Genomic DNA, 24349 nt, shown 5'->3' on the forward strand with positions numbered 1-24349 from the left:
CTCGCAGGGTGCGTGGGTTTATCGAGGAGATTGTCGAATGCTGTTGTCCGTCGTGGTGCCGTGCCACAACGAAGAGAGTGTTCTCGAGGAGCTCGTCCGGCAGGTTCTCGACACCCTCGAGGACGCGGACGTCGAGGCGGAACTCGTTCTCGTGGACGACGGCAGCCGGGACGACACCGTCCGGCTGATGCGCGAGATCAACGCGCGCGATCCCCGTTGCCGTTTCATCAGCTTCAGCCGCAATTTCGGCAAGGAAGCGGCGATGCTGGCCGGGCTCCGATACGCACGCGGCGACGCCGTCGTGATCATGGACGCCGATCTGCAGCATCCCCCGCATCTGCTGCTCGACATGCTGCGCCTGCACGGCGAGGGGTACGACCAGGTGATCGCCCGGCGCACCCGGGAAGGGGACGCGTTCGGCCGCACCCTGGTGTCGCGGCTGTACTACCGGCTCGTCAACTCGCTGGTCGACGTGAACATGGAGGACGGCGCCGGCGACTTCCGCTTGCTGAGCCGCCGCGCGGTCGACGCTCTGCTGCAGATGCGCGAGTACAACCGGTTCTCCAAGGGCATGTTCTCGTGGATCGGATTCCCCACTGCGACCGTGGACTACCACAACGTCGCACGTCAGGGCGGTGGTGAGAGCAAGTGGAGCTTCCGGAGACTGCTCAACTACGGCATCGACGGCATCATGTCGTTCAACAACGCGCCGCTGCGGCTCGCGGTCTACCTGGGCGCGGTCGTCACGGCGGTCTCGTTCGTGTACGTCGTCGCACTGGTCATCGCCGCCCTGGTGCACGGTGTCACCGCGCCCGGCTACGTCACGCTGATCGCCGCGATCACCGGTATGGGTGGTCTGCAACTGCTGTTCCTCGGCATCATCGGCGAGTACGTGGGGCGGATCTACTACGAGACCAAGCGGCGACCGCACTTCCTGGTCGCCGAGACCGAGCCGGGCGGCCGTGAGGTGGAGTCGCAGTGATGCGGCACATCCTGCGGTTCGGGGTGGTCGGGGTCGTCAACACCGGCGTCTACTACGCGCTGTATCTCGTGTTCAACACGGTGATGCCGTACCTGGCCGCGCACCTGCTCGCGATTGCGATCTCGATGGTCGGCTCGTTCTTCCTGAACTGCTACTGGACGTTCAGGACGCGGCCGACGTGGCGCAAGTTCGCGCTGTTCCCGCTGACCAACGCCACCAACTACATCGTGACGACGGTCGGCATGGTGCTGCTCGTGACGTTCCTCGGCGTGGACGACCGGATCGCCCCGCTCATCGCTGCGGTCGCGGCCATCCCGGTCACCTTCCTGCTGTCGCGCCGCATCCTCACGCATCAGCCGGCGTCGACGGTGACGGTGGTCGAGACAGCCGACGGTCCCGGCGCGAACTCGGCCGGAAGCCCGACCGAGCGCCACTGACGCGGTCCCCGACGATTCCGGAACCCGCTCGTCACTGACTTATGCTCGCCCGGATGTCTGTGAGGGGTACGAACCAGTGACGGCAGTGACGACGCAGAGGAGCACGGTGGACGGCGGGCGGGCGACGGGCCTTCGGCGGCTGAACGACCGCTTACCGGACTGGGCCGTCGCGATCGGCGTCGGACTCGTCACCGCGGTGGTCGCCTCCATCGCCCAGTGGCGGGGAAGCTTCTTCTTCTACGTCGGCGACCAGCACGAGCAGTTCGCGCCCATGTGGCACATGTTCGGCGAGAGCCTGCGCGACCGCCAGTGGCCGACGATGGACCCGTCCGGCTGGATGGGCGGCAACTACGCCGCCGAGGGGTTGGACGGTATCTGGAACCCGCTCAACTGGGCGAACTTCCTCCTCGTGTCGCGGTTCGACAACCTGTCTCTGGCCGCGTTCGTGGTGATGATCGAGATCCTCGCGATCCTGGCGGCCGGTGTCTTCCTGCTCGCACGTGAGTACGGCGCGCGTCGCAGCGCAGCGATCATGGTGGCCGTCGCCGTCCCGGTCTCCGGTTTCACCCTGTGGTACGAAGCGTCGGGGTGGCCGGCCGGGCTGATGGCGTTCACGTGGATCACGCACTTCTGGTGGGCGACCCGCCGCTTCTCGCGGGGCGGCACCAATCCGCTGGTGCCGTTCCTGTTCGGGTTCCTCGCGATGACCACCGGAAACCCGTACGCGACGCTGGGCGCGATCGTCGTGCTCGCCGCCGTCGGCATCGAACTGCTGCTCGCCCGGGGTTACGGGCGCCTGGTGCAGGTCGCGGTGATGGGCGCGTGTGTGGGTGCGACGGCGCTGCTGGTGTTCCTGCCGCTGCTCGGCAGTAGCGACGTCACGACCCGGGACTCCCTGGCGGCCATCGCGAACGACACCTTCCTGGTGCCGGACCTCGGTGACATCGCCGCGAGCAGTTCGCCCACCTACCTGCCCTCGATGTCGACGTGGGCCGGTGGCCGTCTCGAGGCCAACCCGACCACGTATTTCGTGTGGTTCGCGCTGCCCCTGCTGCCGTGGATCCGGTGGCGGGAGCTGCGGGCCCGCACGGTGGGCGCGGTCAGTGTCTTCGTCGTCGGCGGCTTCTATCTGGTGGCGACGCTCGCGCCGTCGAACGTGTGGTTGTTCCGCTGGCCGGTGCGGTTGGTCGAGTACCTCTATCTCGCGGGCGCCATACTGCTGGCCCTCGGGCTCTCGTCGGGCCTGGCCCGTGACCACGTGCGACGCCGGGCCGTCACGACCGCGGTGATCGTCGCCGCGGGCGCGTACCTGTCCTGGGCCGTGCGTCCGGACGAAACCTCGACCCATCTGCTCGGACTGGCCGTCACGGCCCTGCTGGTCACGGCGCTGCTGGTCGCGTTCCGGCGGGCCGGCGCCGCAGCGGCGGCGTCCGTGGCCGTCGTCGGTACCGCCGCAGTCCTGTTCCTGCAGTCGAGTCTGCTGCCCGCACCGGCCCCGAAACCGGACCAGCCGCCGGCACCGGCGACGGCGGCGCCGGCCTTCGATCTCCCGCGGGTCGCCGCGGGCACCTCCGGTTATCGCGGCACCGTGCTGCAACTGGCCGCGCTGGACCGCACCGGACCGGAGGACGCCCGCAACGGCGAGATCCTGTTCGGCAATCTGCCGCGCGCCGCGGGCGTCGAGGCGATCGCCAGCTACACCGGCATGGGGTTCGCCGAGTTCGCCGAAGAACTGTGCATGGACTATCGGGGCGCCACCTGCGCCGCGGCCTACGACCGGCTCTGGCAGTCGGCCGACGATCGGACGCCCGCCCCGTTGATCGACGTCATGGGCGTCTCGACTCTGGTGTTGCAGCGGGCGCTGCTTCCCGAGGTCGCGGCCGGTGACCCTCCGCCCGGCTGGCACGTCGCCTACGACACCCCGGTCCGGGTCGTGTGGGTCCGCGACGTCGTTCTGCCGGAGGCCGGGCGGGTCACGTGGGCGTCCCCGGGGGTCGAGGTGACCGCGGAGTCTTCGGCGCCGGCCCGCGCGGAGATCCGGTTCTCGGCCGACGAGCCGGGACACATCGTGTTCGCGCGGCTGGCGTGGCCGGGCTACACCGCGGCCGTGGACGGCCGAAGTGTCGATCCGTCCGACGGCCCCGCCGGGTTGCTCGCGGTGGACGTGCCGGCGGGGGAGCACACCCTGGTCGTCGAGTACCGGTCGCCGGGACTGAGGTTCGGCGTCGCCGCAGCTCTGGGCGCGTTCGCCGTCGTGCTGGTGCAGACAATTCTCTGGTACGTACGTCCCCGGCGGCGGTCCGCGAGTCCGGAGCCGTCGGACGCCGCTTGATACCCTCGAGCGACGGAACGGCCGGGTCCGGACCGGAACAGTCGTGGGAATGTACATGTAGGAGCGGGATGAGCGAGTCGGCGTCGGTGGTACCTGTGGACGGGAGCACGGCAGCTGTTCGCAGCGCCCTCCACGAGCATCCGGCGTCGGGTCGACTGGTGGTGCAGCGAGGCGTCTTCACAGGACCGACGCCCCGGGTGAAGGACGAGCTCTACGCCTCCATCACGTCGGGGTCGGCGCATCGGGAGCGTTTCGAGCTGCGGCTGGACAAGGGTGCGGTCGTCGACACCGACACCTACTTCGGGCGTTTCGCGGCCAGCTACTACCAGCGATGGACCACGGTCACCGAGGTCGAGGTGTCGTTCGCGTACGACGCCGCCGGTGTCTCGCTGGCGTTGCTGCGGGGATCCGACTCGGGCGGCAACACCCGGACCATCGCGACCGTCGAGGTGGACGGGGCGGGAACGGCGCGTCTGTCCGCGAAGCTCGACATGTTCCTCGACGGTGGCTCGCTGTGGCTCGAATTCCGGGCGGTGGACGGTCCGCTGGGCGTCCGCGAGTGTGAGTGGACCGTGCCGGCGCCCGCCGTCATCCGGCCCGCCGCGATCGCCATCTGCACGTTCAATCGTGCGCAGGATTGCGCGGACACGGTTGCCGCCATCGCCGGCGACGAGCAGATGTGCGCCGGGATCGACGCCGTCTACGTCGTCGATCAGGGCACCGACCACGTGTCCGAGCGTGAGTCGTTCGCCGCCACGGCGGACAAGCTGGGCGACAAGCTCGTCTATCTCCGACAGCCCAATCTCGGTGGGGCGGGCGGCTTCACCCGCGGCATGTACGAGGTGACGGCCGTCAACGAACACGCCAACGTCATCCTGATGGACGACGACATCCTGTGCGAGCCGGAGACGGTGCTGCGGATGAATGCGTTCGCGAACGTGACGACGGAGCCGACCCTCGTCGGTGCCCAGATGCTCTATCTGATGAATCCGCAGAACCTGCACGTGAGTGCCGAGGAAGCGGATCTGGGGAAGCTGCGTGCCGGCCGCTGGGCGGCGAATTCGCTGCACGACGCCAACCTGATCAAGAAGCGTCAGGAGAAGCGCGTCGACGCCGGGTACAACGCGTGGTGGTCCTGCCTGATCCCCGCCGAGGTGGTCTCGCGCATCGGACTGCCGATTCCGATGTTCTTCCAGTGGGACGACATCGAGTACGGAATCCGCGCCCGCGCAGCAGGTTTCGTCACCGTGACCCTCCCGAACGCCGGTGTGTGGCATGCGGACTTCCACTGGAAGGATCGGGACGACTGGGCCAAGTACTTCAGTGTGCGCAACTCGCTCATCGTCGCGGCCCTGCACAGCGACTTCGACACGAAGTCCTTGAGCGTGACCCTCGGCCGGGAGATCAGCCAGTACCTGGTGTCGATGCAGTACGGCCTGGCGCACACCACGTTGCGCGGTATCGAGGACTTCCTCGTCGGCCCTGACGTGCTCCAGGACGGCGGGCAGGCGGTCCTCGGTGCGATCCGCAAGGAACGTGCCCGGTTCCCGGAGACGGTGAAGCACCCCGCGAACGACGTCCCCGGTATCCGGTCGTCGGATCTGGTGACCCGGGTGGCGGGCCCCGAACCCGATTCGGCCCGTGAGGACCTGGTCCTCGCGAAGCGCGTCGCGATGCAGTGGCTGGGGCGCACCCAGCACGGCATCGCGAACATCCCCGCCGCCGACGCGCACTGGTGGCACGTCTCGCTCTTCGACCACGCGGTCGTGACCGATGCTTCGCAGTCGGGGGTGCGTGTCCGTCGCCGCGACAAGGACCTCGCGAAGGAGATCACCGCCCGGATGGCGGCGCTGCTCAAGCAGTTCCGGGAGCAGGGTGCGACCGTCCAGCAGCGTTACCGCGACGCATTGCCCGAACTGACCGCCCGGGAGAACTGGGCTCGGCTCTACGGAAAGTAGTTCGCCGCAGTCCTATTCGCGGATGCGGACCACGACCTGTTCGTGGTCCGCGGTGTAGGCGAGGTAGTCGAACGGGACGCCGGTGCGCTCGACGAACTCCGTCCACGCCCGGTGTTCGTGGTTCTGCCAGCCCGGGTAGTTGAAGTACTCGTCGAAGACGAGGACCGAACCGGGCACCAGCCGGTCCTCGAGGAGGTCGAGCACCGCCCGGGTCGACGAGTACAGGTCGGCGTCGAGGTGGGCGAACGCGACCGGCCCGGGATGCTCGTCGAGGAAACCGGGCAGGGTGTCCTCGAACAGTCCCGACACCAGTCGTGCGCCCGGCACCGTCGGCTGGGACTCCTGTGCGAACTCGCCGGCCGGGAAGCCGGTGCGCCACGCCTCGGGCAGGCCGGTCCACACGTCGAAGCCCCACACGTCGTGCCCCGTGGCGCGTAGGGACTCGCTGACGATCCGCAGCGTGGTGCCGCTCGCGACGCCGAACTCGAGCGCCAGGCCGTCGACCTTGACCAGCTCCAGCGCGTACCGGAGCGTGTCGTGCGGGTGCCAGAACACCGGTGCCGTCGGCATGTGGTCGAGCACGAACTGTGCGCTCTCCGCTGTCGCCCGGATGTCGAGAGCGTGCGTGATGTCGCGGCGGGCGCGCTGTTCCAGGACGTCGAGTCGTTCGCTGATCGCCGCTACCTGGCCGCGGGTCTGCGCGAGCTCGTCGAGGACCCGCCGGGTCTCCGCGTTGTGTGCGGTGAGCTCCGCGAGTATCTGGTCGTGTCTGTTCTCGTGCTCGATCCGCGCCTGGCGGTCGGACTCCCGCACCACCTCGGCGACCGCCCGCTGCATCTTGAGCCTGGCCGATTTCCGGAACCGATCGAACATGCGTGGGAACCCCTCTCGCGTGCGTACGTCGAGTTCGCACTCATGCTGCCAGGGTCGGACGGACCTTGCCGGGATGAATCTCGGGGTGAGTCGGGTCGCCGGCGGGTCAGGGGCGCTGGAACCGCTCCCGCCGGCCCAGCCCACGCAGGCGCATCCACTCGACGAAGCCCTTGGGGTCGCGCCGGTTCACCAGGAAGTACCAGCCGAATCGCGCGTACTCCTGGGGCAGCAGCCGGCGCATGCCCGGCTGGGACATGAGGTAGCCGCGGTTGCGGTACGTGAAGAAGCGTTTGGTCTCGTTGTCCGGGTACTGCGTGTGCATCCGGCCGCCGAGGATCGGCTTGAACTCGTCGGCGCCGTCGGGATGCACGTAGGCGGTCTGCAGGCACGTGCCGAACGGCAGCCCCGACCGGACCAGGCGGCGGTGCACCTCGACCTCGTCGCCGCGCACGAACAGGCGCAGGTCCGGGACACCGACGGTGTCGATCGCGGCGGCCGAGAACAGCGCTCCGTTGAACAGCGACGCGATGCCGGGCAGCAGATCGTCGTCGCCGAGTTCGGAACGCAGCCGCTTCCACTCGACGCCGCGGCGGAGCGGAAACGCCAGCCGGTCCGGGGCGTCGATGTCGCACACGACGGGGGAGACCTCCGCCAGGCCGTGCCGCTGCGCGCACGCGAACAGCGTCGCCAGGACGTCGGGGCCCTCGGGGCGACCGTCGTCGTCGGCGAGCCACACCCAGTCCGCGCCCAGCGACAGCGCGTACAGGATGCCGAGCGCGAAACCGCCCGCCCCGCCGAGGTTGTGCTTGGAACCCAGGTACGTGGTGGGGACGTCGGCGCTCTCGACCAGTTCGCGGACGTCGGCCTCGTCGGCGTTGTCGACGACGACCAGGTGATCGAGGGGGCGCGTCTGCCCGGCCAGCACCTTCAGGGACTGGGCGAGCAGCTCGCGGCGCTTGTGGGTGACGACGACGCCGATGATCTTTTCGCTGTTCGTGTCACCGATCGTCTCGGTCACGACGCCCGCTCCTCGTCCTCTTCTCGCTTCATGTCCGCGATCACCTGGCGGACATGGTCGGCGGCGTCGTCGCCCTCGTAGGCGCGGACGACGTCCTCGATCTCGCCGTGCTGGCGCACCTGGCCGTGGTCGATCCACATCGCGCTGTCGCACAACTGCGCCAGGAACTCGTTGGAGTGGCTGGCGAAGACGAGGATGCCGGAGCGTTCCACCAGCTTCTGCAGCCGGATCCGGGCCTTCTTCATGAACTCGGCGTCGACGGCGCCGATGCCCTCGTCGAGCAGCAGGATCTCGGGGTCGATGCTGGTGACCACGCCCATCGCGACGCGCACGCGCATGCCCGTCGAGTAGGTGCGCAGCGGCATGCTGAGGTACTCGCCGAGTTCGGTGAAATCGGCGATCTCGTCCATCTTCGCGAGCATCTGCTTACGGGTCTGCCCCAGGAACAGGCCGCGGATGATGATGTTCTCGTAGCCGGAGATCTCCGGGTCCATGCCGACGCCGAGGTCGAACACCGGCGCGACGCGGCCGCGGACGCGGGCGCTGCCACGGGTGGGTTCGTAGATGCCGGACAGCAGCCGCAGCAGCGTCGACTTGCCGGCGCCGTTGTGGCCGACCAGTCCGACGCGGTCGCCCTCCTTGAGGGAGAGGGTGATGTCCTTGAGCGCCTCGACGACGATGACGTCGGAGTCGTTGCGGCCGATGGATCCGCCCGCCTTGCCGAGGAAAGCCTTCTTCAGCGAGCGCGACTTGGCGTCGAAGATCGGGAAGTCGACGCACGCATTCCGCGTCTCGATGCTCACGTTGCCGGTCATGTCAATTACTCCTCGGACCCCTAGACCCAGTAGGCCACGCGGGCCCGGTACTTGCGCAGCGCGAACAGCGCGATCGCCCAGCCGACGGCGGTGATGGCCAGCACGATGTACCAGTGGTAGGCCTGCTGATCCTTCCCGAGCATGGGCGCGCGGACGATCTCGAGGAAGTGGAACAGCGGATTGAGCTCGGCGATCTTCGCGCGCTCGGCGACCTGCCCGCCCTGGGCCTTGAGGGCCTCGGTGGACCAGAAGATCGGGGTGAGCACGAACAGCAGCAGCGTCAGGCTGCCGAGGATCGGTGCGATGTCGCGGTAGCGGGTGGCGAAGATGCCGAACACGATCGACACCCACAGCGCATTGAGCACCAGCAGGGCGAGAGCCGGGATCGCGGCCAGATCGGGCCAGGTCAGGTTCCGCCACACCCCGAACGCGACCAGCATGATCACGTAGATCAGCAGGTTGTGGGCGAAGAACAGGATCTGCCGCCACACCAGTCGGTAGACGTGCACACTCAGCGCCGACGGCAGCTGCTTGATCAGGCCCTCGTTGGCGATGAACACCTCGGAGCCCTCGAGGATCGACGCGCTGATCATGGCCCACACGATCAGGCCGACGGTGACGTACGGCAGGAACTCCTTGATCGACATCCCCAGCAGCGCCGAGTACAGGATGCCCATCGCTGTGGCCTGTACGCCGGTGGCGATCGTGATCCAGAACGGACCGATCACCGACCGGCGGTACCGCTGCTTGATGTCCTGCCAGCCCAGGTTCAGCCACAACTCGCGCTGCGCGAAGCCGTCCCGGAGGTCCTTGAACGCACGACGGAACGTCTGCGAATCGGACACGACGACGTCGGTGTCGGCGTCGGACGCCGGTTCGTGATCCAAGGCTGCTGCTGACACGAGTTCCGAGCCTACCGCTCGCGTCGGAAGAACCCGCGTGACCGTCGCGTCGGGTTACAGGTACTGACCGGTCCCCCCGGGAGCGGGACCGTCGTCCGGGACCTGCATCCGGTGCTGCGGACCCATGCTCATGCCGGGCGGAAGCGCACCCTGCCGCATCTGCTCGAGCTGCGCACGTGCCGCCATCTGCTGCGCGAACAGGGCCGTCTGGATGCCGTGGAACAGTCCCTCGAGCCAGCCGACGAGCTGCGCCTGCGCGATCCGCAGCTCCGCATCGGTGGGCACCGAGTCGTCGGTGAACGGCAGCGTGAGCCGCTCGAGTTCCTCCCGCAACTCGGGTGCCAGACCCTGCTCGAGTTCCCGCACGGACGACTTGTGGATCTCCCGCAGCCGAGTGCGGCTGGCGTCGTCGAGAGGCGCCGCCCGCACCTCCTCGAGCAGTTGCTTGATCATGGTGCCGATTCGCATCACCTTCGCCGGCTGTTCCACCATGTCGGTGAGCGAGTCGCCGTCCGCTCCCTCGGGGGCGGCCGTCTGGGCGCTCCCGTCCTGGGTGGGCCCGGCAACGGGCACGGGGTGGCCGTCGGGGCCGATGACGAGCACACGTTCGTTCTCCGGTTGCGTCATGGCTCCATCTTGTACGGTTCCGTAGCGGATTGGCGAGGGCGGGTTGGTGGTGTCGAAAGTGTCGTGTGCTAGCACGCATTCCGAAAAGTCGGATCTGAATCACAGGGTGTTGACATCGGGTCCTAGAGTGTCGGGCATGGCTTTCGACGTTGCCCGGGTACGGGGACTGATCCCGTCGTTGGGCGACGGATGGGTCCACCTCGATCCACAGGCCGGCATGCAGATCCCCGACGCGGTGTCGCGCACCGTGTCGACGGCCTTCCGCGCATCCGCGTCGTCGGCCGGTGGGAGGCACGTGTCGTCCCGGCGCAGCGCGGCGATCGTCGCCGCCGCACGCGAGGCCGTCGCCGATCTGGTCGGCGGTGATCCCGCCGGTGTCGTGCTCGGGGCCGATCGGGCGGTGCTGCTGGCGTGGCTCGCGGAGTCGCTCAGTTCACGGTTGGGACTGGGCACCGGACTGGTGCTGTCCCGGCTGGACGAGGAAGCCAACGTCGCCCCGTGGCTGCGGATCGCGAGCCGCTACGGCGCGCAGGTCCGTTGGGCCGAGGTGGAGATCGAGACGTGTGAGCTGCCGAGCTGGCAGTTCGCGGAACTGATCCAGCCGACGACCCGGCTGATGGCGCTCACCGCCGCATCGCCGATCGTCGGTTCGGCGCCCGCGGTCCGTGTCGCGGCCGACCGGATCCACGAGGTGGGGGGCCTGCTGGTGGTCGACGCCGTCGGCGCCGCGCCGTACGCGCACCTCGACATCAACGAACTGGGCGCCGACGTCATCGCGGTGAGCGCGCCGTCGTGGGGTGGCCCGCAGGTCGGTGCGCTGGTGTTCCGCGATCCGACGCTGCTCGACCGCATCCCGGCGGTCTCGCTCAACCCGTACGCCCGCGGCGCCGAGCGAATGGAGGTCGGCGGTCACCAGTTTGCGCTGCTGGCCGGGCTGACCACGTCGATCGACTTCCTCGCCGGGCTCGAGGAGACCGCGACCGGCAGCCGTCGGCAGCGCCTCGAGACGTCGATCAGTTCGCTGCAGGCCTACCACGACCAACTGTTCGACTATCTGTTGCGCTCGCTCGACGCGCTGCCGCAGGTGACCGTGATCGGCCGGTCGCCGCTCCGGGTGCCGACGCTGAGCTTCACCGTCGCCGGTGTACCCGCCGACAAGGTGGCGGCGCACCTCGCCGACAACCGGATCGCGACCGTGAGCGGTCCCCAGAACGGCGGCCGGCTGCTCGACGCGCTGGGCGTCAACGACGAGGGCGGCGCGATCACCGTAGGCCTCGCGCCGTACACCACCCGTTACGAGATCAACCAGCTCGTCAAGCACCTGTCGGCGCTGGGCTGAGCCGCCCCGTCAGTCCTCGCCGACGGTGAGGACCACCTTCCCGACGGTGTCGGGGGAATCGAGCAGCTCGTGCGCCGTCGGCGCCTCGGTGATCGGCAGTTCCGCCGACACCACGGGCACGACGATGCCGTCGCCCACCAGCGGCCACAGCTTGTCGCGCACCGCGGCGATCACGGCGGCCTTGCTCGACGGCCCGGTCTCCGGACGTCCCCGCAGGCCCGTCGCGAGCACGCGGGCACGCTTACCGAGCAGCTTGCCGATGTCCAGTTCGCCCTTGCGGCCGCCCTGCATGCCGATGATCACCAGCTGGCCGTCGGGCGCGAGCGCGTCGATGTTGCGATCCAGGTACGACGCCCCCATGTTGTCGAGGATGATGTCGGCGCCGCGGCCACGGGTGGCTTCGCGCAGCACCTCGACGAAGTCGGCCTCGCGGTAGTTGATCAGGATTTCGGCGCCCAGTTCGGCGCAGCGCTCGAGCTTGTCGGCGGATCCGGCGGTGACGGCGACGCGAGCACCGAGCGCCTTACCGACCTGGATCGCGTGGGTGCCGATGCCCCCGCCGCCGCCGTGGACCAGCAGCACCTGGCCGGCGTGCAGACCGCACTCCATCACCAGGTTCGACCACACGGTGCACGCCACCTCCGGCAGCGACGCCGCGGCCCGCAGGTCCAGCCCCTCCGGCACGGGCAGCAGTTGAGTGGCGGGAACCGTGACCTTCTCGGCGTAACCGCCGCCGGCGAGGAGCGCGGCGACGCGGTCGCCCACCTTCCAGCCGTGCACGTCGGGGCCGATCTCCGCGATCACTCCCGAACACTCGAGGCCGATGATGTCGCTCGCGCCGGGCGGCGGCGGGTAGAAACCCTGCCGTTGCAGCAGATCGGCGCGGTTGACGGCGGTGGCGACCACGTCGAGGAGGACCTCGCCGCGGCCGGGCGTCGGATCGGGAACCTCGGACCAGGACATCACGTCGGGTCCGCCGGGCTCGGAAACTGTGATCGCGTACATGTCCCCGACGCTAGTCCGGTCGCGCCGTCCCCACCGCGCGAGTGTTCCCCGCACCGGCACGGCGCCCGACATGCGGTTCGATTCCGAACGGACAAACCGTGGTGGGCAAGGTAACTCGTCGTCCTGCAGCCCCGACGTCCGAGGACCGAACCGGTCTCCTCTTTTCGTCCGAAAAGTGTTGTCCACGAACAGGAAGAATGCGCGCGTGTCGGGAATGTCGTTGGCGGAACAGGATCCGGAGAATGGGGTCGACCGGTTTGACAAATCTCACGAAACTCGCGCGAGTGTGCTGCACACTGTCGAACGACCGATAGCACTACGATGCATTCGTGACAGCAGATGCTCGAGTAACCACGGGTGCCGGGGTGGCGTGGCTCGGTGCCGAGGAAATGCGCGCGTGGCGCGGTTTCATCGACGGCAGTCAACAACTGATGGCGGTGCTGAACCGGGAGTTACAGTCCGCGCACGACATGTCGCTCGCCGAGTACCGGATCCTCGTGATGCTGTCGGAGTCGCCGGACGGCTCGCTGCGCATGAGCGACCTCGCCGACGGTGTGCTGTCGTCGCGCAGCCGACTCACCCACCAGATCCGCCGGATGGAAACCGAGGGCATGGTCGAGCGCAGCCAATGCGTCGAGGACGGGCGCGGTGTGCTCGCGGTCATCACCGACGAGGGCCGGCGCCGTCTCTCCGAGGCCGCGCCGACGCATCTGGCCGGCGTCCGCCACTACCTGATCAACCTGCTCGACAAGCAGGAGATGCGGGTCCTGGCGAACGTCTTCGACAAGGTCGACAACGCCATCGGCGACCGCGCCGTCGGCTGAGCGGTTTCACGCGCCACCGTCCGTGCGGTTAGGATCCCCCACGGAAGCGTGGCAGAGCGGCCGAATGCACTCGCCTTGAAAGCGAGCGTGGCGTTAAACCCACCGGGGGTTCAAATCCCTCCGCTTCCGCCAAGAGCCCCTCGCCTGCACCGCAGGTGAGGGGCCTTTTTGTGGTGTGGAGAAGCGCTAGCCGGCGCATCCGATGCACGTGCGGGCGCCGGGCAGGGCGTCCAGCCGCGCCTCGCCGATCAGGTTTCCGCAGCGGGCGCAGACCCCGTAGGTGCCGTCCTCGATCCGTTGCACGGCCGCGTCGAGTTCCTCGAGTTCGCGGCGTGCGTCGGCGAGCAGAGCGGCCACTTGGGCGCGCTCGAACGCGATGGTCGAGCCTTCGGGATCGTGTTCGTCGTCGTCGGTAGTGAACTCGGAACCCGCGACGATCGCGGTGAAGCGTGCCGAAAGGGACTCGATGCGTCGTTCGGTATCCGCTCGTTCGGCGGCGATCCGGGCGCCGTGATCCGGAGCGGACATCGGTGAACCTCCAGCACGAGGACTGACAGGGAAGAAGAAGAGCGGACCGATGCGCTCGGTCGCCTCACGGCGAAAGGCGCAACGCGGCTCCAGCCGAACGGAACTCCGCGAAGGCAGATAATTGAGCCCGGGGGACACGGAGCGCATCGATCCGAACAGGTCAACGCCGTCCCCTGTGGGGGTATTCCGGACGTTCAGAGTGATGTAGGCCACCCGTCGGCCGTTGCCCGGCGGCGGCTCGGTTCCGTACGTACCGTGGGTGTCCACCGATACCCAGGGGGAGGGCGGAGGAACGATGGGTCGAGCAGCAACGACGGTCGCGGGGGTCGTCCTCGCGCTGTCGATGTCCGGGCCGGCGGTCGTGGCACAGGCCGCGCCCGTCCACCAGGCGCCGCCGGTGGCCGAGGCGGCTGCGCGCGTCGACCACGTGGTGAGGATCGACGACCGGCGCACCGCACTGTTCGTGTTCTCGCCGGCGATGGACAAGATCGTGCAGGTGCAGATCCTGCATCCGGACGGGAACGCCGAGCGGCCGTCGCTGTACCTGCTGGACGGCGTCAGCGCCGGATCCGAGTCCGACTACACCGAGAGCACCTGGACGCAGAAGACGGACGTCGTCGACTTCTTCGCCGACAAGAACGTCAACGTACTGCTCCCGGTCGGTGGCACGGCGAGCTATTACACCGACTGGGAGAGAAACGATCCGGTGCTGGGCACGATTCGGTGGGAGACGTTTCTGACGAAGGAACTCCCGCCGATCGTCGACGGACGCTTCCACGGCAACGGGACCAACGCGATCGCGGGACTGTCGATGGGCGCACAGGGCGCGATGACGCTCGCCACCCGGAACCCCGATCTCTATCGCGGCGTGGCCGCGCTGAGCGGCTGCATGGACACCGGCCGCGTCGAATCGCAGGCGGCGGTGCGGGGCACCGTCGCGTCGAAGGGCGGCGACGCCGACAACATGTGGGGGCCGTCCGGCGACCCCGCATGGCCTGCGCACGATCCGACGGTGAATGCGGAAACACTGCGCGGCAAGGACATCTTCGTCTCGACCGGCAACGGCCTCGCGGGTCCGTACGAGCTGGGCGCGCCCGACGCCGTCGAGAAGGTCGTGGTGGGTGGACCGCTGGAGGCGGCCTCCAACTCGTGTACCCAACTGTTCGAGGCGCGCCTCTCCCAGCTCGGTATTCCGGCCACGTTCCTGTTCCGCCCGTACGGAACCCATTCGTGGCCGTACTGGCAGGACGACCTCCACGAGGCATGGCCGACGTTGGCCCGGGCGCTGGGAGTCTGACGAGCGTCAGTCGAGCTCGCCGGACAGCATCGCGAGGTAGTCGTCGACAGGCCCTGCGGTCAGCAGTCCGCTCGCCGCGCCGGCGATCTGCCCTGCGGCCGGAGCCAGCGCGGCGTGGCTGCGCCTCATGAGGGCGGTGTCGTGTACTTCGACCGCCGCCGTCGCGGCGAGTGCCCACAGTGCCTCGGCGAGGTGGTCCGCAGGCGGGTCCGGGAGGGATCGCGCCGCAGCTGCGGCCTGCTCGCGACGGCCGTCGGCGAGGAGGAGCAACGGGCGTGCCCACGGCGCGTACGGGCCCCAGTCGATGTCTCGGTCGAACTCGATCGGCCGCCTCTGCCACACGCGCAGACACAGCACGGCCAGCGGCAGAATTCCCCGGTCGACGCCGGTCATCCCGGCGTCCTCGAGGCTCGCGGAGGCACTCCGATACGCGGATTCAGCCTCCCTCCAAGGGATCCCGCTCGCCGCTCGCCGCATCGCGCGGTACCACGTGGCGAACGGCGCCACCAGCGGACGCTCGTGCAGCGCGCCGAGCGCTTCCACCGCGTCGGCCTGGTGGTCCGCGTCGTCGAAGCGTCCCAGCCCGCCGAGGGCCTGCATGCGGATGAGGTGGCCGAGGACCTCGAAGTTCACCAGCGCGTGTCGACGCGCGAGCCCGAGAATCTCCCTCCCGATCGAATCCCGCTCGGGTGCAAGGCCGCAACGGTGGAAAGACTGCATGAAGACTCCGCTCAGGGCATGTGCCAGCAGGGCCGGATCGTCGAGTGCTCGCGCCAGACGCTCGGATTCCGCGGCGGCATCCATGGCGGCCGGGTCGCGGGTGCCACGCGACTCCATCGCGACGACCGCCAGCAGCCGACACCGCACGCTGTCGTTGCCGTCGGGAAGGGCGGCCAGCGCGCGCCGGGCGGCGGCGACGACGTGTGCAGCCTGCTCGGGATCGTCGGAACGTGCCCAGACGCCCGGTACGTCGTAGCTCCCGATCACCCGGGCGGTGAGCACGGGATCGTCGAGTTTCTCCGCTGCGGTGATCGTTGCGAGTCGTTGCTCGCGGGCCGCGGTCAGTCCGGCGCCGCCGGTCACCGCGAGGCTGCGCAGCAGGCTCACCGCGGACTCGAGTCGGGCGCGCGAGCCGCCGCCGGCGACCCGCTCGTAGGCCGTGGCCGCGGCGGTGAAGACCCGCGCCGTGTCGGAGTCGTCTCGGCCGCGATCCAACTTCGGACTCTGCTGCAGCACATCGATTTCCAGTTGTCGCAGCGCCGGAGACGGGTCGATTCCGAGCTCGTCCGCGAGCCGTGCCCGCGCGCGCCGCAGCACAGCGAGGGACTCGCCCTGCCTGCCGCAGCGGTAGAGCGCGAGCCCGAGAAGCCGCCATCCCTCCTCGCGCCACGGATGCTCGGTGACGTGCGCGTCGAGTTCGGGGACGGCGTCGACCTCCAGACCGAGCGCCAGAAGGGTCCCCGCCCGGCGTTCGACGGCGACCAGCCGGAGCTGCTCGAGGCGTACGCGTTCGCTTCGCGCCCAATCCATCTCGTCGAAGTCGGCATAGGCGGGCCCGCGCCACGTCGCGAGAGCGGCGTCGAGTAGTTCGCGGGAACGATGGGGCGGCATGCCGGCCGACTCGACGACCATCCGCTCGAAAGCCCAGGCGTCGACCGCGTCCGGGACGGGACGTACCGCATATCCGGGTCCCTCGGTGACGAGCAGAGTTGCCGGCGCACGCGGCGGACGGTCCGGCTCGAGGGAGCGGCGTAGTGCGGCGACGAACGTGCGAACGGCAGCGGCCGCACCGTCCGGCGGCGTGTCCCAGAGATCGTCGATCAGCACGTTCAGCGGGACGACGCGGCCCCGCGCCGCGAGCAGGCGGGCGAGGACGGCGCGATGACGTGGCCCCTTCAACGCGACGGGACGACCGCCGTCGTCCCACGCCGCGGTCGGGCCGAGCACACCGAACGTCGTCGACACCGGTGCTCGCCCCTTCCCGTCGCGTGCTCATCGATTGCTCATCCGTTCCCGCCAGGGTGGACAGCGCATCACCGACAGCGAAAGGACCGACACATGTCTGCAGTGCACTCCGGGCCCACGATTCCCGGCTTCGACTACCAGCGCGTGACCGTGGCCGACGGCGTCGACCTCAACGTCGCCACCGGCGGAACGGGCGACCCGATCGTACTCCTGCACGGCTTCCCGCCAGACCCACCTCATGTGGCGTCACGTCGCCGGTGCGCTCGCCGACGATCACACCGTCATCTGCCCCGACCTGCGCGGATACGGCGCCAGCGACAAGCCGGTGGAGGCGGACCGCGACGTGTACTCCAAGCGCACCATGGCGGCCGACGTGGTCGCCGTGGCCACCGCGCTCGGCCACGACCGCTTCGCCCTGGCCGGCCACGATCGGGGTGCGCTGGTCGCGATTCGCGCCGCGCTCGACTATCCCGAGACCGTGACGCACGTCGCGAGTCTGGACGTGCTGCCCACCCTCGACATGTGGGACGTGTTGCACGGCGCGAACGCGGCCGTGGCCTTCCACCTCTATCTGATGGCCCAGCCGCCGGGGCTTCCGGAGCAGATGATCGAGGCGACCGCCGACGCCTTCTTCGGCTACTTCCTTGATGCGTGGACGCCGAATCCCGACGCGATGCCCGCCGAGATTCGGGCCGAGTACCTGCGGGCGTCGCGGGAGGCCGTGCCGTCCATCGTCGCCGACTACCGGGCCTCGGCGGGTATCGACGTCGAACACGACCGCGCGGACCGTGAGTCGGGGCGACGGCTCGCGATGCCGGTCACCGTCGTCCAGCAGAACTGGGGCGACGCTCTCGGCTACGACGCGGTCGCGCTGTGGCGGGCATGGGCACCCGACCTGGTCCACCGGACGACCGACGCCGGTCACTTCATGGCGGAAGAGTCGCCGCGGGAGATCGTCGCAGTCCTTCGCGATCTCCTCGTGCGATAGTCGCGGAAGATGCCGCACAACGACGCCCTCTACCGACGCATGCGACCCGATCAGGAGATGCCCGGACCCGGCGACATGGAGGGTTTCATGCATGGGCCGCAATCGGTTCCGACGCCGTGGCTCGAGCCTGAGGGTTTTCGTGGACGGCGGCAACGCCGGCCGCGTCACGGCCGGGACATCTCGACCCGGCGTGGAGACGTGAGGTGGCCAAGAGTGGTTGCGGGCGCATGCCCGCGAACGTGAGGGGTACGACCGAACTCGGGTGATCTGTGGTCGTGGGGTCGAGCGCCGCATCGAACGCTCGACCCCACGGCCGGTGGCACCGAGCTCAGGCGCCGAGTGATCCGCTGAAGAAGTCGAGAGCGCCGAACAGATCGGAGAAGGCGCCGAAGAACTCGGACAGGTAGCTCAGGTCCATGGGAGAAAAACCTTTCGGTCGTAACGGGTTACGCGGTTGCGCATTGCCATGCTGCACACCCCGGCTGTGGGCCGGCTTGAATCCGTCTGGCAGTTCTCTGGCAAACCCGTGCCGCACCGGGTGATGTCAGTTCGGGGCCGCGATCGCGATGCGTCCAGGTGCGGGCGGTGCGACGGGGGAGTGGGCTTCGAGGTACGAGGTGAGGGCTTCGAGATCGTTTCCGGCGGAGGCGGGTTCGGTTCCGCCACGCAGAGCGGTGAACCCGTCGCCGCCGTCGGCCAGGAACTTGTTGACCGCAACCCGGTAGCGGCCGTCCGGGACGACGGTGGTGCCGTCGACCCGCAGATCGGCGATGCGGGCGCCGACAGGCGCAGCACGGTCGATGCGGTAGGTCAACGACGCCGACGGCGCCAGGATCAGCTCGAGAGTCGAGCCGTCCGGTCTCGTCTGGAACTGTTGCTCCAGAACTTCTTTCAGCTGCGCGCCGGTGAGGGTGCGCACTTCGAGCGAGTTCACGAACGGCTGCACCTGGTAGGCGTCGCCGAACGTCACCGTCCCGTCGGCGCCGCGGAGCAGGTCGGTCCGCACGCCGCCGGGATTGGTGAGAGCGATCTGCGCGCCGCGCCCGCGCGCGGCCGCGAGTTGAGCGTCGGCGATGAGGTCGCCGAGCGGGCTCTCGCCGCCCGGTCCCGGCTCGCGGGTGATGTCGGCGGTGATCGCGCCGACGGGTCGCTGCGCCACCTCCGCCGACTGCACGCCGGCGCGGGCCACCAGGTCGGCGACGGTGGGATCGGGCGGGATGTCCTGCGTCACGATCTGGTTGAAAGCCTGGGTGCTCGGCCGGTCGACCTCGCCGGTGGCCCGGTCGAGCGTCATGTCGACCACCGAGACGATCCGGCCGTGGGAGGCCGCCTGCATCACCGGCCGTGGGTCGCCCGCCGGGTCGTCGACGCTGCAGTTGTACTGGGCGTGGCTGTCGGCGGTGAAGATCGCGTCCACCAACGGCGTCGCGCGGGTCGCGATGGTGCGGACCGGGCCGTCGGCGAGGTCGCACGAGTTGGGCCCGCCGACCGTCGGCTCGTCCCCGCGGTGCAGCAGCACGACGACCGCGTGGACGCCGAGGAAGTCCAGTGTCGCGGCGGTCCGGTCGATGGTGGCGAGTTCGTCGCCGAACTCGAGTCCTGCGACACCGTCGACCGCCACCTTCGCCGGGGTGTCGGAGGGCATCACCCCGATCACGCCGACCGGGACGCCGTCGACGTAGTCCACCGTGAACGGGAGCGTCGCGGGGGTGCCGTCGGCGAGAGCCATGTTCGCCGCGAGAATGGGGAACTTCGCGCCCGCGAACTCGGGTTCGAACTGGCAGCCGTCGACGGTGTGGCAGCCGCCGGTCTGCATCCGCCGGAACTCGCCGAAGCCCTCGTCGAGTTCGTGGGTGCCGACCGAGGCGGCGTCCACGCCCATCGTGTTGAGCAGGTTGACGGCCGGTTCATCGTGAAACAGTGCGGATTCGATGGGGGAGGACCCCCAGTTGTCGCCCACCGAGTAGAGCAGCGAGTTCGGCGCCTGCCCGCGCAGCTGCCGAATGTACGCGGCGAGGTACGCGGCCCCGCCGGCGTCGACCGGTGGGCCGTCGGGACGCAGGATCTGTGCCCGCGCCCCCTGCGGCGGTTGCAGGCTGCCGTGCAGGTCGTTGATCGCCAGCAGGCGGACGGGCACCTTGTCGACGTCCGGCGGGCGCGCCTGCGCGGTGTGGATGCCGACGGTCAGCGACGTGCCGAGCGCGGCGGCGAGAACGATCGCGGGGCCGCGTCGGCGGCGTCCGGACAAATCGCTTCCTGGTCGGCACACCGGGACGAGTTTGCCAACGAATCGGTGGTGGCGGACCCGTCGACCGATAACGGTTGGATTACACCGTGGGCGACCCGGCCGGGATCCCGGCCAGTTCCTGCGCCGCCGGCGACGTCGCGAACGCGAGGAACGCGTCGTTCTCGTGGGGATCGCCGATCGTGATCCGCACCCCGTCGACGCCGTACGGGCGGATCAGCACGCCGGCCTCGGCGCTCGCCTCGCCGTACGCGGCGGAGCGGTCGGCCAACGGCAGCCAGACGAAGTTGGCCTGCGACTCCGGGACGTCGTAGCCGGCGGCCCGGAGCGCGTCGCGGACCCGGTCGCGCTCGGCGACGACGTCGTGCGTGCGGCGGAGCAGTTCGTCCCGCGCTCCCAGGCACGCGATCGCAGCGGACTGCGCCACCGCGTTGACGCTGAAGGTGATGTGGACCTTGGCCAGCGCGGCGATGATGGCCGGATCGGCAACCGCGTACCCGACGCGCAGCGCGGCCAGGCCGTACGCCTTGGAGAAGGTGCGCAGCACCACGACGTTGCGGCGGGTGCGGGCCAGGTCGATGCCGTCGACGCCGGACCGGTTGTACTCGAAGTACGCCTCGTCGAGCGCGACGACGACCCGGGCCGGGACGGCGTCGAGGAAGCGCTCGAGCTCCTCTCGGCCCAGCGCGGTCCCGGTGGGGTTGTTGGGGTTGCACACGAAGATCAGACGGGTGCGGTCGGTGATCGCGGCCAACATCGCATCCAGGTCGTGGCCGTGCTCGGGGGTGAGCGGCACCGGGACCGAGACGGCGCCGGCGACCTTGGTCACGACGGGGTACGCCTCGAACGAGCGCCACGCGTAGACGACTTCGTCGCCCTCGTTGCACGTCGCCTGGACCAGTTCCTGGCACAGCGCCACCGAGCCGCAGCCGGTCGCGATGTTCTCGGCCGGTACCCCGAGCGACTCGGACAGCGCGCGGATCAGCGCGGCCGACGTGTTGTCGGGGTAGCGGTTCGCGACGGACGCGGCGTCCGCGATGGCCTGCGCCACGCCGGGCAGCGGACCCTGGGTGGTCTCGTTGCTGGCCAGCTTGATGGCCCCGGGATAGCTGCGGCCCGGCACGTAGGTCGGGATGGATTCGAGGTCTGCGCGGGTCACGGGGGTCACGATGCGATTATGCGCCCCGCGATCGCGTGCACTGCCGCCGTGGTCGTGCCAAGGTTGATTCATGCCGGGGATCTTCCGGGACGACGCCCCCTTGCGCTCCGACGTCGACGCCCCCGTGGAGTCGGAGGAACGCGTGCCGCTCACCGCCGTCGAGCCGGATCGACCGGCCCGCGGCGGCATCGTGCTCCTGCACGAATCCCGAGACTTCGCTCCCGCGCTGCTCGATCTGATGCGCGCGCTCGCCGCGGAGGGCTGGGTGGTGGCCGCCCCGCATCTTTTCCACCACGAACCCGCGCACAGCGACAGCGAAGTGTTCGGCGAGACCCTGTTCGCGGCCTTCGACGCCACCTTCGACTGGCTGGTCGGACGTGGTATCTATCCGGACTGTGTGGGCGTCCTGGGCTTCGACGACGCCGGCACCGCCGCGTTGCTCGTCGCGACGAACCGCCCGGTCGGGGCCGCGGTCAGTGTGTCGGCGCGCGGCATCGTGGCACCGCTCACCGACGACACCCCCGCGCTCGTCGACGCGGCGCCGTCGCTCCGGGCGCCCTGGCTGGGCCTGTACGGCGAGGACGATCCGCGAACCCCGCCCGAGCATGTCGAGCGACTGCGGGATGCCGTGGCGAGGTCGGACGCGCCCACCAACATCGTCAGCTACGTCGGACTCGCGCACCGCGCCGACGAACCGCCCGTCCCGGAGCCGTCGGCGGACGACGACGATCCGCTCGTGGTCGCGATCCTCGACGCCCAACGCCGGATCTTCGACTGGTTCGACAGCAACCTGAGATAGGAGATGACGCTGACCAGGCGTTTTGCGTTTGCTGGCGAACTCTGTGTAATGTTTCGCCCGGCGGATCGGAAACGAGCCGGCCCCCAAGGAGGCGTGCCAGAGCGGCCGAATGGGACTCACTGCTAATGAGTTGTCCCCCTTAAAGGGGACCGGAGGTTCAAATCCTCTCGCCTCCGCCACACTGGTCCTTTCGCGGGTCCAGTACAACTGAAGATAGAACATGCGCCCGTAGCTCAACGGATAGAGCACTTGACTACGGATCAAGAGGTTAGGGGTTCGAATCCCTTCGGGCGCACATCAGAAAGACCCCCACCTGCAGTGATGCAGGGGGGTCTTTCTCGTTCCCAGGAAGAGGGCATTTGCCGCCGTTTGGTGATGTGGGCGGGCTCACGCCTCGCCGTCGACGGTGCCCTCGAACCGATGTGCCGTGTAGGCGTCGGCTGCGGCGACTGCGCCACTGTTGATCCATCGAGGTCGCTCGCTCGCGCCTTCACGACCCGCCGACATCGCCTGCCAGAGGTCGCGTGCCAGTCGCTGGATCTCGTCCACTCCGACGTCGTTGCGTTCGACGACGTCGAAGGCGACGATTCGCATTGCCATGCCGTCGTCACCCCTGTCCGACGAGTTCGGCTGGAGAGTCGAGGAGCAGGGCCATCTGTCGGTATCCGTACGCGGTGTCTGCGCCCGGCTCGACGATGGCGATGTCGATACGACTTCCGTTGCGGCCGTCGACCCTCATGACTCGGCACGGCTGGCCGGGCTCGGGGCCGGTGACGTCCAACCCGTCGTCCGAGTCGATCTGGCGTTGCATCGCGCTGACCGCGTTCCAGTCGAAACGGATGCGCGCGACAGGGCCGAGTCTCGGGGTGAGAGCGACGACGAGGTCATGGAGTTCGATGCTCAGGTTCTGGGTGCGCGGCCACCACACCGCTTCCACCTCACCCAGGCTTCCGGTGCTGAACAGCAGCCTGGTGATGCGGGTCGGGGCAGAGAAGGGCTGGCCTCCGTCCCCCGGCGGAGATTCCCGGCGAAGGTCGAAATGGGCAGGAGTTTGCGTCATTCGAGACGCTCCTTAGCGTGGCCGCGAATCGGCCTTGATTTCCAAAAGCGGCCCGCACGGGAGTGCCGATGCGTGGATAGCTGCGATGACTCGACCGTACACGTCACGAGTCTGCTGAACGCCCGGGCTCGCGACCGGGCTGTTTCGTGCGCCCCGCTTCCTCGAGCCACCGCGCCGGGACGTGTGACGCGTAGGCTGAAGGTATCGACGTGCTAGGTCGCCGGCGGTTCTCGTACGGCAGTGCATCGGTCGGACAAGGATCGGTTTCGTCCTCCGATGAAGGAGCGGCAGGAGTCATGACACGACAACCGGATCTGGTCAACGGCCTTCTTTACGAGGTCGAGACCGCGGACGGCCTGCAGCCGTTCCCCGTCCCGACTCGTACTCCACGACTGGTCCTGCGTGGGCAGAAGTCGGGGTCCGGCCAGATCGCCGGTGCGTGGTGGCCGTGGACTTCGAACCTCACCGCTCAATTGCACGACCTGATCTCGGTGCTGGCACCGCGAACGGGGCCGATCGAGCGGATCGCATTCGATTGGGACATGCTCAGCATCAACCAACGTCGAATCGACAACACCGATGGGATCCGGTTCACCGAACCGCTGCCGGGGCAGCCCGCCGGGGTCATGTGCCTGATCGGCACGGATAGGCGCGGCACCCTCCTGGTGGTGATTCCACCGACGACCCAGCCGCAACGCGCTTACGACGACATGCGATCGATAGTCGACGACGGCTACCGGGTGGCATAGACACTCGGCGTCGAGGCGACCGGCTGATCAGGCGCACGCCGAGAGTTGTTCGTCTGCAGGTAGATTCATGCACCCTGCTCGGTCGGCGGCGGCGGGGTCTTACGCTGTTGCTCGGCGCGTGCGGTGTCGGCCCGGTGGATCTGGTCGAGTTCGTTTCGGGCGGCGCGCCCCCGTCGGGAGGACCGCCGGGCTCCGGCCAGAAGTAGCGCGAGGCCGGCCACGCCGACCGCGCCGACGACGACGCCGAAGAGGAAGAGCGTCCCGGTCGATCCGGTCACGTGGTAGCCCAGGATGGAGAAGTCATCCGTTATCGCGTGCTCACTACCGCCGTTGGTCAGGACTCCCGCGACCGCGATCACGATGGCTGCGATGAGGAGAATCAATCCGATGATCACAAGCATGTCGACTCCAGTCGGAAGTGGGTGTTCAGGGGCGTGGGACGTATAC

General features: G+C 68.9%; 22 protein-coding genes, 3 tRNA genes and 1 pseudogene. 13 read left to right on the forward strand and 13 right to left on the reverse strand.

Translation table 11 applies throughout. The features are described from left to right. Window positions 1–37: 37 nt before the first annotated feature. The 4 genes from C7H75_RS01190 (at window position 38) to C7H75_RS01205 (ending at window position 5709) form a co-directional block, all read left to right on the forward strand. Entirely contained in the window at window positions 38–982 is a 945-nt protein-coding gene (locus C7H75_RS01190; RefSeq protein WP_005516262.1) for a glycosyltransferase family 2 protein, read from the forward strand. Next, window positions 982–1419 carry a GtrA family protein gene (locus tag C7H75_RS01195; RefSeq protein WP_022593438.1) on the forward strand — a complete coding sequence of 146 codons (438 nt, stop codon included), beginning with the start codon at window positions 982–984 and terminating at the stop codon, window positions 1417–1419. Before C7H75_RS01190 ends, C7H75_RS01195 begins: the two co-directional genes overlap by 1 nt. A gap of 85 nt (window positions 1420–1504) precedes the next feature. Next, window positions 1505–3751, forward strand: coding sequence for a hypothetical protein (locus C7H75_RS01200; protein ID WP_106850849.1), 2247 nt, complete (start codon window positions 1505–1507; stop codon window positions 3749–3751). A gap of 68 nt (window positions 3752–3819) precedes the next feature. Beyond that, the gene (locus tag C7H75_RS01205) at window positions 3820–5709 is read left to right on the forward strand and encodes a glycosyltransferase (RefSeq protein WP_106850850.1); all 1890 of its coding nucleotides are present in this window, start codon (window positions 3820–3822) and stop codon (window positions 5707–5709) included. A 12-nt stretch (window positions 5710–5721) separates the two neighbouring features. Here C7H75_RS01205 and C7H75_RS01210 read toward each other — a convergent pair whose 3' ends face one another. The 5 genes from C7H75_RS01210 to C7H75_RS01230 form a co-directional block, all read right to left on the reverse strand. Beyond that, window positions 5722–6582 carry a class I SAM-dependent methyltransferase gene (locus C7H75_RS01210; RefSeq protein WP_005516257.1) on the reverse strand — a complete coding sequence of 287 codons (861 nt, stop codon included), beginning with the start codon at window positions 6580–6582 and terminating at the stop codon, window positions 5722–5724. Window positions 6583–6688: 106 nt separating this feature from the next. After that, window positions 6689–7600, reverse strand: a complete 912-nt coding sequence (glfT1, locus tag C7H75_RS01215; RefSeq protein ID WP_005516256.1) for a galactofuranosyltransferase GlfT1 — start codon at window positions 7598–7600, stop codon at window positions 6689–6691. Continuing rightward, window positions 7597–8415 carry a galactan export ABC transporter ATP-binding subunit Wzt/RfbE gene (gene wzt, locus C7H75_RS01220; protein WP_005516255.1) on the reverse strand — a complete coding sequence of 273 codons (819 nt, stop codon included), beginning with the start codon at window positions 8413–8415 and terminating at the stop codon, window positions 7597–7599. The genes glfT1 and wzt overlap by 4 nt, the downstream gene beginning before the upstream one ends. A gap of 20 nt (window positions 8416–8435) precedes the next feature. Next, window positions 8436–9317, reverse strand: a complete 882-nt coding sequence (gene wzm, locus C7H75_RS01225; RefSeq protein ID WP_005516253.1) for a galactan export ABC transporter permease subunit Wzm/RfbD — start codon at window positions 9315–9317, stop codon at window positions 8436–8438. A gap of 54 nt (window positions 9318–9371) precedes the next feature. Further along, complete coding sequence (locus C7H75_RS01230; RefSeq protein WP_005516251.1) at window positions 9372–9944, reverse strand: bacterial proteasome activator family protein; 573 nt, start codon at window positions 9942–9944, stop codon at window positions 9372–9374. A gap of 136 nt (window positions 9945–10080) precedes the next feature. Between C7H75_RS01230 and C7H75_RS01235 the strand changes: the two genes are divergently transcribed. Further along, window positions 10081–11283: a cysteine desulfurase-like protein gene (locus tag C7H75_RS01235; RefSeq protein WP_013414548.1), complete on the forward strand. Its 1203-nt coding sequence runs from the start codon at window positions 10081–10083 to the stop codon at window positions 11281–11283. A 9-nt stretch (window positions 11284–11292) separates the two neighbouring features. On the opposite strand, the gene C7H75_RS01240 is transcribed toward C7H75_RS01235, so the two are convergent. Continuing rightward, window positions 11293–12288, reverse strand: a complete 996-nt coding sequence (locus C7H75_RS01240; RefSeq protein ID WP_005516249.1) for an NAD(P)H-quinone oxidoreductase — start codon at window positions 12286–12288, stop codon at window positions 11293–11295. 389 nt (window positions 12289–12677) lie between these two features. On the opposite strand from C7H75_RS01240, the gene C7H75_RS01245 reads away from it, so the two are divergent. Next, window positions 12678–13112, forward strand: a complete 435-nt coding sequence (locus C7H75_RS01245) for a MarR family winged helix-turn-helix transcriptional regulator (protein ID WP_049799583.1) — start codon at window positions 12678–12680, stop codon at window positions 13110–13112. A gap of 42 nt (window positions 13113–13154) precedes the next feature. Continuing rightward, window positions 13155–13244 (forward strand) — tRNA-Ser (locus C7H75_RS01250). Between the two features lie 54 nt (window positions 13245–13298). Here C7H75_RS01250 and C7H75_RS01255 read toward each other — a convergent pair. Further along, window positions 13299–13640, reverse strand: coding sequence for a TraR/DksA family transcriptional regulator (locus C7H75_RS01255; protein ID WP_013414550.1), 342 nt, complete (start codon window positions 13638–13640; stop codon window positions 13299–13301). 295 nt (window positions 13641–13935) lie between these two features. Between C7H75_RS01255 and C7H75_RS01260 the strand changes: the two genes are divergently transcribed. After that, window positions 13936–14937, forward strand: coding sequence for an alpha/beta hydrolase (locus C7H75_RS01260; RefSeq protein ID WP_106850851.1), 1002 nt, complete (start codon window positions 13936–13938; stop codon window positions 14935–14937). Between the two features lie 6 nt (window positions 14938–14943). On the opposite strand, the gene C7H75_RS01265 is transcribed toward C7H75_RS01260, so the two are convergent. After that, window positions 14944–16902: an AfsR/SARP family transcriptional regulator gene (locus tag C7H75_RS01265; RefSeq protein ID WP_064058540.1), complete on the reverse strand. Its 1959-nt coding sequence runs from the start codon at window positions 16900–16902 to the stop codon at window positions 14944–14946. A gap of 93 nt (window positions 16903–16995) precedes the next feature. Between C7H75_RS01265 and C7H75_RS01270 the strand changes: the two are divergent. After that, window positions 16996–17890, forward strand: a pseudogene (locus C7H75_RS01270) (alpha/beta fold hydrolase). A gap of 544 nt (window positions 17891–18434) precedes the next feature. Here C7H75_RS01270 and C7H75_RS01275 read toward each other — a convergent pair. Together C7H75_RS01275 and hisC are read right to left on the reverse strand one after the other, a co-directional pair. After that, the gene (locus C7H75_RS01275) at window positions 18435–20138 is read right to left on the reverse strand and encodes a bifunctional metallophosphatase/5'-nucleotidase (protein WP_064075878.1); all 1704 of its coding nucleotides are present in this window, start codon (window positions 20136–20138) and stop codon (window positions 18435–18437) included. Window positions 20139–20217: 79 nt separating this feature from the next. Beyond that, a complete protein-coding gene (gene hisC / locus C7H75_RS01280; protein ID WP_044990306.1) occupies window positions 20218–21303 on the reverse strand; it encodes a histidinol-phosphate transaminase in 1086 nt (361 codons plus the stop codon). Window positions 21304–21364: 61 nt separating this feature from the next. Here hisC and C7H75_RS01285 point away from each other — a divergent pair, with 61 nt between their 5' ends. The 3 genes from C7H75_RS01285 (at window position 21365) to C7H75_RS01295 (ending at window position 22388) form a co-directional block, all read left to right on the forward strand. Further along, window positions 21365–22093 (forward strand): dienelactone hydrolase family protein, encoded by a 729-nt coding sequence (locus C7H75_RS01285; protein ID WP_064075879.1) that lies wholly within the window; start codon window positions 21365–21367, stop codon window positions 22091–22093. 87 nt (window positions 22094–22180) lie between these two features. Then, a tRNA-Ser gene (locus C7H75_RS01290) sits at window positions 22181–22272 on the forward strand. A gap of 43 nt (window positions 22273–22315) precedes the next feature. Beyond that, window positions 22316–22388 (forward strand) — tRNA-Arg (locus C7H75_RS01295). 92 nt (window positions 22389–22480) lie between these two features. On the opposite strand, the gene C7H75_RS01300 is transcribed toward C7H75_RS01295, so the two are convergent. Both C7H75_RS01300 and C7H75_RS01305 read right to left on the reverse strand, forming a co-directional pair. Beyond that, entirely contained in the window at window positions 22481–22693 is a 213-nt protein-coding gene (locus C7H75_RS01300; protein ID WP_139791980.1) for a hypothetical protein, read from the reverse strand. A 7-nt stretch (window positions 22694–22700) separates the two neighbouring features. Then, window positions 22701–23153: a DUF5994 family protein gene (locus tag C7H75_RS01305; RefSeq protein ID WP_064078252.1), complete on the reverse strand. Its 453-nt coding sequence runs from the start codon at window positions 23151–23153 to the stop codon at window positions 22701–22703. 296 nt (window positions 23154–23449) lie between these two features. Here C7H75_RS01305 and C7H75_RS01310 point away from each other — a divergent pair, with 296 nt between their 5' ends. Continuing rightward, window positions 23450–23902 carry a DUF5994 family protein gene (locus C7H75_RS01310; protein ID WP_022593471.1) on the forward strand — a complete coding sequence of 151 codons (453 nt, stop codon included), beginning with the start codon at window positions 23450–23452 and terminating at the stop codon, window positions 23900–23902. Window positions 23903–23967: 65 nt separating this feature from the next. On the opposite strand, the gene C7H75_RS01315 is transcribed toward C7H75_RS01310, so the two are convergent. After that, window positions 23968–24303 carry a hypothetical protein gene (locus tag C7H75_RS01315; protein WP_022593473.1) on the reverse strand — a complete coding sequence of 112 codons (336 nt, stop codon included), beginning with the start codon at window positions 24301–24303 and terminating at the stop codon, window positions 23968–23970. Window positions 24304–24349: the final 46 nt, after the last annotated feature.

The sequence above is a fragment of the Rhodococcus (subgen. Prescottella) equi genome (assembly GCF_003013675.1).
In the GTDB taxonomy this organism is placed as follows: domain Bacteria; phylum Actinomycetota; class Actinomycetes; order Mycobacteriales; family Mycobacteriaceae; genus Prescottella; species Prescottella equi.